Origin of the sequence: Nonomuraea gerenzanensis, from assembly GCF_020215645.1 — a bacterium.
Taxonomy (GTDB): Bacteria; Actinomycetota; Actinomycetes; order Streptosporangiales; family Streptosporangiaceae; genus Nonomuraea; species Nonomuraea gerenzanensis.
In genome coordinates this window covers 7,981,076-7,992,881 of the sequence record NZ_CP084058.1, presented here as the reverse complement: position 1 = coordinate 7,992,881, position 11,806 = coordinate 7,981,076, and the positions used below count along the sequence as shown (strand labels likewise).

The following is an 11,806-nucleotide window of genomic DNA, read 5'->3' as shown; positions in this document are numbered from 1 at the left end:
AACGCCGCGCCCGCGCGGAGGGTGGAAGAAACCGCATGGACGCGGTGTGTTCACCAAATACCCGTGTGGCGGATATCACAAGGGGGGCGGGGCAAAGAAAGTTGTCAGGCGCGTCATGGCCTACGATCGGACGGCGATGCTCAAACTCCTGCGCCCGGCCATGACCCGGATACTCACCCCGCTGGGCAGGGCCCTCGTCGGCCGCGGGATCGGCCCGAACGCCGTCACGGCGGTCGGCACCCTCGGCACCGTCGTGTCAGCCCTGCTCTTCTTCCCCCTGGGGCAGCTCACCTGGGGGGCACTCGCCATCACCGTCTTCGTGCTGTTCGACCTGCTCGACGGCGTGGTGGCCCGGCTCGGCGGGAAGGGGGGCAGCACCTGGGGGGCCTTCCTCGACTCCACGCTCGACCGGGTCGCCGACGCCGCCATCTTCGCCGGCCTGATCATGTACTTCATCTCCGTCGACGACGCCCTGATGGCCGCGGTGACACTCGTGTGCCTGATCGCCGGCGCCGTGGTCTCCTACGCCAAGGCCAGGGCCGAGGGGCTCGGGCTCACGGCCGACGTCGGGCTGGCCGAGCGGCCCGAGCGGCTGGTGGTGGCACTGGTCGCCGCCTGTTTCTCGGGCCTCGGCGTTCCTTACATCCTGCCCGTGGGCATGTGGCTGCTCGCGGTGGCCAGCCTGATCACCGTCGGGCAGCGCGTGGTGGCCGTCTACCAGCAGACGAGGGAGAGATGAGCGAGAAGGTGTCCTTCGGCGACCGCGTCGTGGCGGCCGGGTTCGCGGCGGGGTGGAAGCTCGTGCCGCTGCTGCCGCACCGCCCGACGGCCGCGGTCTTCCGCTTCCTGGCCGACCGGGTCTGGAGCCGGCGCGGCAAGTCCGTGCGCAGGCTGGAGTCCAACCTGTCCAGGGTGACCGGCCTGCAGGTCGGCAGCCCGGAGCTGCGCGAGCTGACCAGGGCGGGGATGCGCTCCTACTTCCGCTACTTCCACGAGATCTTCCGGCTGCCCTCGATGGACCGCGGCGAGCTCGTCCGCCGCACCCACGTGATCGGCGCCGAGCACGTCCACGACACCGTGGCGGCCGGGCGGGGCGTGGTGTTAGCGCTGCCGCACATGGGCAACTGGGACCAGGCCGGAGCTTGGCTGGTGGGCGTGGGCCACCCGTTCACCACCGTGGCCGAACGGCTCAAGCCCGAGTCGCTGTTCCACCGCTACGTGGCCTTCCGCGAGGGGCTGGGCATGGAGGTGCTGCCGCTCACCGGCGGCGACGGCCACAACTTCGGCACCCTGGCGACACGGGTGCGCAAGGGCGGCGTGGTCTGCCTGCCGGCCGAGCGCGACCTGACCAAGAGCGGCATCGAGGTCAGCTTCTTCGGCGCGGCCACCAAGTACCCGGCGGGGCCGCCGCTGCTGGCCGTGCAGACCGGCGCGGCACTGCTGCCCGCCATCGTCTACTTCGAGGGCGACGACTGGGGCATCCACATCCACCCCGAGCTGCCCGTCCCCGCCGAGGGCACCAGGCAGGAGAAGGTCGCGGCCGTGGCGCAGGGCCTGGCCGACGTGTTCGAGAAGGGCATCTCCGAGCATCCGGAGGACTGGCACATGCTGCAGCGGCTCTGGCTCGACGACCTGGAACCCCGATGAGGGTCGGCATCGTCTGCCCGTACTCGTGGGACGTGCCGGGCGGCGTCAAGCAGCACATCGACGACCTGGCACAGGCCCTCATCGCGCAGGGCCACGACGTGTCGGTGATCGCGCCGGCGGCCGACGACGAGGAGCTGCCCCCGTACGTGACGGGGGCCGGCCGGGCGATCCCGGTGCCGTACAACGGGTCGGTGGCCAGGATGTCGTTCGGGTTCCTGTCGGCCGCGCGGGTGCGGCGCTGGGTGCGTACGGGCGACTTCGACGTGCTGCACATCCACGAGCCGCTGATCCCCAGCCTCGGCGTGCTGGCCTGCTGGGCGGCCAAGGGCCCGATCGTGGCCACGTTCCACGCCTCGTTCACCCGCTCGCGGGCGATCGCCGTGGCCGAGCCGCTGCTGCGCAGCGCGCTGGAGAAGCTCAGCGGCCGCATCGCGGTCTCCGACGCGGCCCGCAAGAGCCTGGTCGAGCAGTTCGGCGGCGACACCGTGCTCATCCCGAACGGCGTCACCGTCGCCCGCTACACCGAGGCGGAGCCGCTCGACGGCTGGGGCCCCGACGGGCGCACGCTGGGCTTCCTCGGCCGCATGGACGAGGAGCGCAAGGGCCTGCCGATCCTGCTGGAGGCGTTCAAGACGCTGGCGGCCGAGCGGCCGGACGTGAGGCTGCTCCTGGCCGGCCCCGGCGACGAGAAGGACGTCTACGACCAGGTGCCCAAGCAGCTCCGCGACCGGGTGACCGTGCTCGGCATGGTGAGCGAGGCCGACAAGATCCGCGCCTATCACTCGGTGGATGTGTTCGTGGCGCCCAACACGCGGGGCGAGAGCTTCGGCATCGTGGTGGCCGAGGCCATGGCGTCCGGGGCGACGGTGCTGGCCAGCGACATCCCGGCGTTCCGCAAGGTGCTGGGCGACGGGCAGGCGGGCGCGCTGTTCGTCAACCGCGACCCCGCCTCGCTGGCGCGCGAGGCCGCCGCGCTGCTCGACGCGCCCGAGCGGCGGGCCAAGCTGGCGGCCGAGGCGCTGGTCGCGGTCAGGAAGTACGACTGGTCCACGGTGGCGCGCGACGTCGTGCGCGTCTACGAGACCGTCACCACCAGCGGCGCGGGGCGCGTGGAAGAGGACCTGTGACGGGCGGTGGCGGGCGCGTGGAGGTAGACCTGTGACGGGCGGCGGCGGGCGCGTGGAGGCAGACCTGTGACATCCACCATGATCGTGCTGATCGTGGGCATCGTGGTCGTGCTCACGGCCGTCTACATCTCCTGGCGGGCGGGGCGGCTGGACCGCCTGCACATCCGGCTGGAGCTGGCCCAGGAGTCGCTGGACGCCGCGCTGATGCGGCGCCGCGCGGTCGTGCTGGAGCTGGCCGGCTCACGCCTGCTCGACCCCGCCACCTCGCTGGTGCTGGCGGCGGCGGCGCACGAGGCCAGGTCGGCGGGGCCGGAGGAGCGCGAGCACGCCGAGAGCGACCTGTCGCGGACGCTGCGGGCGGTGGTGGACCAGGAGCGGTTCAGGGAGAAGCTGTCGGAGTCGCCCGGGGGCCGCGAGCTGCTGGAGGAGCTCGACACGGCGGTGGCCAAGGTGGTCTACTCGCGCCGCTTCTACAACAACGCGGTGGGGGTCACCCGCGCGGCCCAGGATCGCTGGCTCGCCAGGACGCTCCGCCTGGCCGGGCACACCGAGTACCCGCAATTCTTCGAGATTGATGACAATCCGCCCGCAGCTATGGCAACCGAATGACCTGATTTGGGGAAGCCAGTAAGCTTCATCCCGTTTTCGGGCTGAAGCGAGGAGAGTTACACGTGCGGCTACCCCGGATGATCACGGTCTACCTGGCCGGAGCGGCCGTGCTGCTGCCCGTAGCGGCCTGTTCCTCGGAGGACCCGGCGGCCGGCCAGGCGCCCGCCCCGTCCGCGACGGCGGCGCCCAGCGAGGAGCCGGAAGAGGTCAACGCCCATCCGTTCACCGGCAAGCCGTACGAGTCGCTCAAGCCCGTACTGGCCGTCAAGATCGAGAACACCGCGGCGGGCAAGCCCCAGCTCGGCCTCAAGAGCGCGGACATCGTCTACGTCGAGCAGGTCGAGGCCGGCCTGACCCGGCTCATGGCGATCTTCTCCTCCAAGCTGCCGGCCAAGGTGGGCCCCGTGCGCAGCGCGCGCATCTCCGACCTGCACATCGCGCCGCAGTTCGGCAAGCCGGCCTTCTCCTACTCGGGCGCGCAGACCAAGATGCTGCCGTTCATCGCCGAAGCCTCCCTGTACGACGTCGGCGACACCCGCAACCCCGGCGCCTACTTCCGCCAGCCCGGCCGCTTCGCCCCCTACAACCTCTTCGCCAACACCAAGCAGCTCCTCGCCAAGGCGCCCAAGGCGAGCAAGGCCAAGGACATCGGCTTCACCTTCGGCGAGGCCCCGGCCGAGGGCGGCGTGGACAAGAAGTCGTACACGGTCAAGTGGCCCGCGGCCCGCTTCACCTTCGCCTGGTCGGAGGCCAAGAAGCAGTGGCTGATCTGGCAGGACGGCAAGAAGGACATGGCCGCGGAGGGCGGCCAGCTCGGCGCGCCGACGATCGTCGTCCAGTACACCAAGACCGAGCGCTCGGAGTTCCACGACAAGAACGACAGCTACACGCCGCTCGTGCACACCACCGGCAAGGGTTCCGCGATCGTGCTGCGTGACGGTAAAGCTTTCAAGGCGCGCTGGGAACGGGAATCGGAGGAGAGCGGCACGACGTTCACCACTGAGAGCGGCGAGCCGATGAACTTCGCCCCCGGCCAGGTCTGGGTCGCCCTCGCCAGCCGCAAGCCCGTCATTCCGTAGAAGTCGGCGGCCGAATCCTGACATCTTGGCATGTCGGGGGAGGGGTCCTCCAGGACCTACGATGGGCTTGAAAACTTTACCGAATCGCCGTGAGAGCCCGTGAGGATGACCGTGTCGACCAGCACGCCAGAAAGCACCCCCGTCACCGGAACCGCGCGCGTCAAGCGCGGCATGGCCGAGATGCTCAAGGGCGGCGTCATCATGGACGTCGTCACCCCCGAGCAGGCCAAGATCGCTGAGGACGCCGGCGCGGTGGCCGTCATGGCCCTCGAGCGCGTGCCCGCCGACATCCGCGCTCAGGGCGGCGTGTCCCGGATGAGCGACCCCGACATGATCGACGGCATCATCGACGCCGTCTCGATCCCCGTCATGGCCAAGGCCCGCATCGGCCACTTCGTCGAGGCCAGGGTGCTGCAGGCGCTCGGCGTCGACTACGTGGACGAGTCGGAGGTGCTGACCCCGGCCGACTACGCCAACCACATCGACAAGTGGCAGTTCACCGTGCCGTTCGTGTGCGGGGCCACCAACCTGGGCGAGGCCATGCGCCGCATCACCGAGGGCGCGGCCATGATCCGCTCCAAGGGCGAGGCCGGCACCGGTGACGTCTCCAACGCCGTCACCCACATGCGCACGATCCGCGCCGAGATCAAGCGGCTCACCTCGCTGCCGGAGGACGAGCTGTACGTCGCCGCCAAGGAGCTGCAGGCCCCGTACGAGCTGGTCGTCGAGGTCGCCAAGACCGGCAAGCTGCCGGTCGTGCTGTTCACCGCCGGCGGCATCGCCACCCCGGCCGACGCGGCGATGATGATGCAGCTCGGCGCCGAGGGCGTGTTCGTCGGCTCTGGCATCTTCAAGTCGGGCGACCCGGCCAAGCGCGCCGCGGCCATCGTCAAGGCCACGACGTTCTACGACGACCCCGACGTCATCGCCAAGGTCTCGCGCGGCCTGGGCGAGGCCATGGTCGGCATCAACGTCGATGAGATCCCGCAGCCGCACCGCCTGGCGGAGCGCGGCTGGTAAACGGCGCGTCGGTGCAGGTCATCGCGCCGGGCGCGTGAGACGATCACTCCCGGCAGGCCCACGGCGGCCTGGCGGGGGCGCCACCGGACAGCGGTGGAAATTGCCAAGTAAGGCGGCATCCGCGAAGGATGTCGCCTTTTTGGTGTTGTGTGGCGTTCACCACGTGGTCATGATCCTCAGTAAAGCTACGGGTCAACCCTCGTCACTTGATCGTCCCGGGAGCCACACGTGTCCAAGCTGAACCGCAGGCACTTCCTCGTCACAGGGTTAGCTGCGGGCGCCGCCGCGGCGATCCCCGCGGGTGCCGCGCACGCCGACCCCGACCCGTCCGCCGAGACGGCCCAGAGCCTCGCCTCGCGCGGCCTGACCACCGACCCGTTCACGCTCGGCGTCGCCTGCGGCGACCCCGACAGCGAGGGCTTCGTCATCTGGACCAGGCTCGCCCAGCAGCCGCTGGCCGAGGACGGCTTCGGCGGCATGCCGCAGCGGCCCTTCCCCGTGCAGTGGCAGATCTACGCCGACGAGCGCGCCCGGCGCGTCGTCCGCTCCGGCGTGTCCGTCGCCACCCCCGAGTGGGGCCACAGCGTGCACGTCGAGGTGCAGGGGCTGAGCTCCGACCGCGAGTTCTGGTACCGCTTCCGCGTCGGCCCCTACCTCTCGCCGATCGGCCGCGCCCGCACCGCCCCGCACCCCCTGTCGTACGGCGGCGGCCTGGCCATGGCCTTCGTCTCCTGCGCCCAGTACGAGCACGGCTACTTCACCTCCTACCGCCGCCTGGCAGAGGAGCACCCGGACCTCGTCCTGCACCTCGGCGACTACCAGTACGAGTACACCAGGAACACCTACACCATCCCGGGCGGCAACGTCCGCCACCACGAGGGCCCCGAGACCGAGACCCTGGCGAACTACCGCCAGCGCCACGCCCAGTACAAGGCCGACCCCGACCTCCAGGCCGCGCACGCCGCCGCGCCGTGGCTGGTCGTCTGGGACGACCACGAGCTCGACAACAACTGGGCCGACGAGGTGCCCGAGAAGCCCGAGATCCCCCAGCCGAACTTCCCGACCAGGCGCGAAGCCGCCTTCCGCGCCTACTACGAGAACATGCCGCTGCGCCGCACCTCCATCCCGCGCGGCATCGACATGCAGCTCTACCGCCGCATCCGGTGGGGCCGGATGGCCACCTTCCACATGCTCGACACCCGCCAGTACCGCGACGACCAGGGCTGCGGCGACGGCTACCGCGACTGCCCCGCCGCCGTCGACCCGGCCCGCTCCATCACCGGCGCCGCCCAGGAGGAATGGCTGCTGCACGGCTTCCGCCACTCCCGCGCCCAGTGGGACATCCTCGGCCAGCAGGTCTTCTTCGCCCAGCGCGACAACAACGCCGGCCCCGTCAAGGTCACCTCCCAGGACGCCTGGGACGGCTACGTCGCCTCCCGCCGGCGGATCACGCAGGGCTGGATCGACGCCGAGGTGCGCAACCCCGTCGTCCTGACCGGCGACGTGCACGCCCACTGGGCCAGCGACCTCAAGCTCGACTACGACGACCCGACCGGGCCCACCGTGGGGTCGGAGCTGGTGGCCACGTCGATCTCCACCGGAGGGAACGGGGCCGACTCCGATCCGGCGACGCATCCGTTCCTAGCCATCAATCCGCATCTGAAGTTCTACAACAACCAGCGCGGATACGTGCTGACGAAGATCGAGCGGGAGCAGCTGACGGCTGATTTCAAGGTGGTGCCGCAGGTGCAGGTGGCCGGGGGTGAGGCGTATACCCGGGCTACGTTCGTCGTGGAGGATCGGGTGCCGGGGGTGCAGCAGACGTATCTGCGGCCGCTCGATCCGGCGATGCGTAGTGCGGCGGGGATGGGTGTGGAGGAGACGGTGCGGTGGGAGACTGAGCGGCCTTAGTCGCTGCCTGATTCTGGGTGGCGTGGTGGGTCGTCCTGTTGGTGTGCGTGAGCACGTCGGGCTCCTCGGCGTGCTCACGCTCGGCGCCTGGCGCGCCCCGCCTTCCGCGCTCGGCCTGCGCGCTCACCCCGCGCTCCGGCGCACCCCTCGCGGCCCGACGCTCAGCCACCTGCGCCGTTCGCGCGCAACGCCATGCGTGCCGCGCAGCTGTACCTCCCTCAGGCGCCGCCTCCGAGACGCACGGGAAGCGCCGGAATATTAGCCAGGCTAACTTAGTTCCACTAACCATGAGGGACGATCCCACTCGCCTGGCCGAACAGGTCTCCACAGTGCTGCGGCACCTGGTCCTCCTGCTCAGGCGCACCGTCGCCGGCCAACCCGTCACCAGCCAGCAATACGGCGTACTCGGCTCCCTCGAAGCCGCCCCCCGCCGGATGACCGAGCTGGCCGAGGAGCACGCCGTACAACTGCCCACCATGACCGTCCAGATCAACCGCCTGGAGGACGCCGGCCTGGTGGCCCGAGGCTCGGACCCGGCGGACGCGCGCGTCAGGACGGTCGAGCTGACGGCCGAGGGCCGCGCCCGGCTCAGGGCCGTACGGCAGGCCAGGATCGCCCACCTCACCCGGGAACTGGCCGCACTGACCGAGGACGAGCGGGCCACACTCGCGGCCGCCCTGCCCGTGCTGGCCAAGCTCGGCCGCTCGAAGGAGAGCCCGTAAGAGCTGACAGCACAGCTCTCAGGAACGCCTGTAGAAAAAGGAGCAACATGCAAACCGGCGGCGGAATCCTTCGCCAGCCCATGTCCGTCTGGGCCACCGCCTTCGCCGCGGTCGTGGCCTTCATGGGAATCGGGCTCGTCGACCCCATCCTCCCGTCCATCGCCCAAGGCCTGAACGCCACTCCCAGCCAGGTCTCCCTGCTGTTCACCAGCTACTTCCTGGTCACCGCCGTCGCCATGCTGATCACCGGCTGGGTCTCCAGCCGGATCGGCGGCAAGCGGACGCTGCTGGTCGGGCTGGTGCTGGTCGTGCTGTTCGCCGCGCTGGCCGGCACCTCCACCAGCGTGGCGGAGCTGGTCGGCTTCCGCGCGGGCTGGGGGCTGGGCAACGCGTTGTTCGTGGCCACCGCGCTGGCGGTGATCGTCGGTGCCGCCAGCGGGGGCGCCGAGTCGGCGATCATCCTGTACGAGGCCGCGCTCGGCCTCGGCATCTCCCTGGGCCCCCTCGTCGGCGCCCTGCTCGGCGACTGGAACTGGCGGGCCCCGTTCTTCGGCACCGCCACGCTCATGGCGGTCGGTTTCGTGCTGATCGTCACGATGCTCAAAGCCACGCCCAAGCCGGCTCAGAAGACCCGGCTGAGCGCGCCGATCAGGGCGCTGGCGCACGGCGGCCTGTCCACGACCGCGTTCACCGCGCTGTTCTACAACTTCGCGTTCTTCACGGTGCTGGCCTTCACGCCGTTCATCCTCGGCATGTCCGCCTACGGCATCGGCGCGGTCTTCTTCGGCTGGGGCGTCTGTGTGGCGCTGTCGTCGGTGTTCGCGGCGCCGCCGCTGCAGCGCAGGATCGGCTCGGTGAACGTGCTGCACCTGGCGCTGGCCCTGCTGGCCGTCTTCCAGATCGGCATCGCGCTGTCGGGGCACGCGGGCATCATCGTGTTCACCATCCTGTCGGGCATCCCCATCGGCCTCAACAACACCGTGTTCACCGAGTCGGCCATGGAGGTCTCCGACGCTCCCCGGCCGGTCGCCTCCGCCGGTTACAACTTCGTGCGCTGGATGGGCGGCGCGCTGGCCCCGTTCGTCGCGACGAAGCTGGGGGAGGAGGTCGGGGTCGCGGTGCCGTACGTGCTGGGCGCGCTCTGCTGCGTCGCCGGCATGGCCATCCTCTACACCCGGCGGCACCACCTGCGCGCGCTGTCCCGCGTGGACGCCGACCACACCGCGCACGACGCCGCCGAGGCCGCACCGGCCATGTGATTACATGTCTCACCATGGTGGGACATGTTCTGCTGCTCCTGGCGAGCATGCTTCCCGTGCCGCAGGCGAGCCTGGCCGTGATGACCTGGAACGTCTGCACGGGGACCAACTCCGACTGCCGCCTCTACCGCGCGAGCGCCGTCGAGCTGGCCGGGCACATCGGCGGGCGGGCGCTCGCCCGGCGCGCCGAGGTGATCTTCCTGCAGGAGTTCTGCACGGGCGCGACGGGCACCCTGGAGCTCTGGCTCGAACAGCGCACCGGGCGGCGCTGGACGATCGGCTCCTGGGGCCTGACCGGCCAGGACGGCGAACCGTACGCCTGCCATCCCGACCTGCTCGGCCGCCCGCGCGGCGCGCAGAGCATCGCGGTCGCGGTGGCGGGCGACGCGGTCGCGTTCGAGACCCACGCGCTGCCCGCCCCGCCCTGGTACGTCAAGCGGGCCGCCGTCTGCGCCGACCTGCCGGCCAGGAGGGTACGCGCCTGCGGCACCCATCTGTCCGCCGGCACCCCGTACGACGACCACCAGCCGGGCGCCCCGTACCGCACCAAGCAGCTCCAGCGCCTGCTGGAGATCTCCGCCAAGCCCGGCTACCGCAGCGTCGTCGGCGGCGACCTCAACGTCTCGCCGCCCGACAGCGGTTACGGCAGCGCCGCCGGACGCCGGGCCGTGGCCCCCTTCTACCGGCTCTACCAGGAGTGCGACCAGCGGGGCGTACGGCGTACCGGAGGCTGGACCAGGGAGGGCAAGAAGCTCGACTACCTCTTCGCCCCCAAGGGCAGCGTGCGGCGCTGCCACGTGGAGCGCGGCGTCACCCTGTCGGACCACAAGCCCGCACACATCGAGGTGACCCTCTAGGAAGATGCCAGGCCATCCTGGTGTTGAATGTTCGGAACCCGTACACCCGGACGAAAGGATCGGCTGTGCCCGCGATCGGTGTGCTCGCCCTTCAAGGAGACGTGCGCGAGCATGTGCGCATGCTCCAGGAGGCAGGCGCCACGGCCACCCCCGTGCGCCGCCCCGCCGAGCTGGACGCGGTCGACGCCCTGGTCATCCCCGGCGGCGAGTCGACCACGATGTGGAAGCTCGCCGAGACCTTCGACATGCTGCAGCCGCTGCGCATGCGCGTCAAGGAGGGCATGCCCGCCTACGGCTCCTGCGCCGGCATGATCATGCTGGCCGACCGGATCGAGGACGGCATCGCCGGGCAGCAGACCATCGGTGGCATCGACATGGTGGTCAGGCGCAACGCGTTCGGCCGCCAGGTGGACTCCTTCGAGTCGGACCTCGACTTCGCCGGGGAGCGGGTGCACGCGGTCTTCATCAGGGCTCCCTGGGTCGAATCGCTCGGAGCGGACGTCGAAGTGCTGGGCAGGTGCGAGCCTGGGGATAGGATCGTCGCGGTCCGTCAAGGGCCGTTGCTCGCGACGTCGTTCCATCCCGAGCTCACCGGGGACGTCAGCGTGCACCGTTACTTCGTAGACATGGTGAGGGAGCTCTAGGTAATGTCCGGCCACTCCAAATGGGCGACGACGAAGCACAAGAAGGCCGCGCTCGACGCCAAGCGCGGCAAGCTGTTCGCCAAGCTCATCAAGAACATCGAAGTGGCGGCACGGACCGGTGGCCCTGACCCGGACGCCAACCCCACCCTCTTCGACGCCATCTTCAAGGCCAAGAAGAACTCCGTGCCCAACGACAACATCGAGCGGGCGCGCAAGCGGGGCGGCGGCCTGGAGGCGGGCGGCGCCGACTGGCAGACGATCATGTACGAGGGTTACGCGCCCGGCGGCGTCGCGGTGCTCATCGAGTGCCTCACCGACAACCGCAACCGCGCCGCCTCCGAGGTGCGCGTCGCGCTCACCCGCAACGGCGGCTCGCTGGCCGACCCCGGGTCCGTCTCGTACATGTTCAACCGCAAGGGCGTCGTGATCGTGCCCAAGGCCGACGGGCTCGACGAGGACACCGTGCTGATGGCCGTGCTCGACGCGGGCGCCGAGGAGGTCAACGACCTGGGCGACACCTTCGAGGTCGTCTCCGAGGCCGGCGACCTGGTGCCGGTGCGCAAGGCGCTGCAGGACGCCGGCATCGACTACGACTCGGCCGAGTCGAGCTTCCTGCCGACGATGAGCGTGCCGCTCGACGAGGAGGGCGCCAAGAAGGTGTTCCGCCTCATCGACGCGCTGGAGGACAGCGACGACGTGCAGAACGTGTTCGCCAACTTCGACGTGTCGGACGAGGTGCTGGCGGCGCTCGACTAGCGGGCGGAGGCTTTCGCAGGGGCCTGGCTCGCGCCGGGCCCTTCCGTCGTGCCCGCCTTCGGCCGTCGCGCCCGCCTGCGCCCGCCCGCGCCTGCGCCCGCCCGTCCGCGCTCGCTTCCGCAGGCCCTGTCGGCGCATATCAGGCCCTATCGCGACGACACCCCGCACAACGCGT

The 11,806-nt window shown here is 70.5% G+C and carries 12 protein-coding genes; all 12 read left to right on the top strand.

The features are described from left to right. Positions 1-115: 115 nt before the first annotated feature. The 12 genes from pgsA (at position 116) to LCN96_RS36915 (ending at position 11,631) form a co-directional block, all read left to right on the top strand. Positions 116-739 carry a phosphatidylinositol phosphate synthase gene (gene pgsA / locus LCN96_RS36970; RefSeq protein ID WP_225267062.1) on the top strand — a complete coding sequence of 208 codons (624 nt, stop codon included), beginning with the start codon at positions 116-118 and terminating at the stop codon, positions 737-739. After that, positions 736-1,647 (top strand): phosphatidylinositol mannoside acyltransferase, encoded by a 912-nt coding sequence (locus LCN96_RS36965; protein WP_225267061.1) that lies wholly within the window; start codon positions 736-738, stop codon positions 1,645-1,647. The genes pgsA and LCN96_RS36965 overlap by 4 nt, the downstream gene beginning before the upstream one ends. After that, complete coding sequence (locus LCN96_RS36960) at positions 1,644-2,774, top strand: glycosyltransferase family 4 protein (RefSeq protein ID WP_225267060.1); 1,131 nt, start codon at positions 1,644-1,646, stop codon at positions 2,772-2,774. Before LCN96_RS36965 ends, LCN96_RS36960 begins: the two co-directional genes overlap by 4 nt. A 66-nt stretch (positions 2,775-2,840) precedes the next feature. Beyond that, complete coding sequence (locus LCN96_RS36955; protein WP_225267059.1) at positions 2,841-3,383, top strand: hypothetical protein; 543 nt, start codon at positions 2,841-2,843, stop codon at positions 3,381-3,383. A gap of 62 nt (positions 3,384-3,445) precedes the next feature. Further along, positions 3,446-4,462: a DUF3048 domain-containing protein gene (locus LCN96_RS36950; RefSeq protein WP_225267058.1), complete on the top strand. Its 1,017-nt coding sequence runs from the start codon at positions 3,446-3,448 to the stop codon at positions 4,460-4,462. A gap of 105 nt (positions 4,463-4,567) precedes the next feature. Further along, a complete protein-coding gene (gene pdxS, locus LCN96_RS36945) occupies positions 4,568-5,482 on the top strand; it encodes a pyridoxal 5'-phosphate synthase lyase subunit PdxS (RefSeq protein ID WP_225267057.1) in 915 nt (304 codons plus the stop codon). A 228-nt stretch (positions 5,483-5,710) separates the two neighbouring features. Beyond that, positions 5,711-7,393 carry an alkaline phosphatase D family protein gene (locus LCN96_RS36940; protein WP_225267056.1) on the top strand — a complete coding sequence of 561 codons (1,683 nt, stop codon included), beginning with the start codon at positions 5,711-5,713 and terminating at the stop codon, positions 7,391-7,393. 287 nt (positions 7,394-7,680) lie between these two features. Further along, on the top strand, positions 7,681-8,115 hold the full coding sequence (locus LCN96_RS36935; protein WP_225267055.1) for a MarR family winged helix-turn-helix transcriptional regulator: 435 nt from the start codon (positions 7,681-7,683) through the stop codon (positions 8,113-8,115). Between the two features lie 80 nt (positions 8,116-8,195). Beyond that, positions 8,196-9,374: an MFS transporter gene (locus tag LCN96_RS36930; RefSeq protein ID WP_225267054.1), complete on the top strand. Its 1,179-nt coding sequence runs from the start codon at positions 8,196-8,198 to the stop codon at positions 9,372-9,374. Positions 9,375-9,388: 14 nt separating this feature from the next. Continuing rightward, complete coding sequence (locus LCN96_RS36925; RefSeq protein WP_225267053.1) at positions 9,389-10,231, top strand: endonuclease/exonuclease/phosphatase family protein; 843 nt, start codon at positions 9,389-9,391, stop codon at positions 10,229-10,231. A gap of 65 nt (positions 10,232-10,296) precedes the next feature. Next, complete coding sequence (gene pdxT, locus LCN96_RS36920; RefSeq protein ID WP_225267052.1) at positions 10,297-10,875, top strand: pyridoxal 5'-phosphate synthase glutaminase subunit PdxT; 579 nt, start codon at positions 10,297-10,299, stop codon at positions 10,873-10,875. Between the two features lie 3 nt (positions 10,876-10,878). Then, on the top strand, positions 10,879-11,631 hold the full coding sequence (locus LCN96_RS36915) for a YebC/PmpR family DNA-binding transcriptional regulator (RefSeq protein ID WP_225267051.1): 753 nt from the start codon (positions 10,879-10,881) through the stop codon (positions 11,629-11,631). Positions 11,632-11,806: the final 175 nt, after the last annotated feature.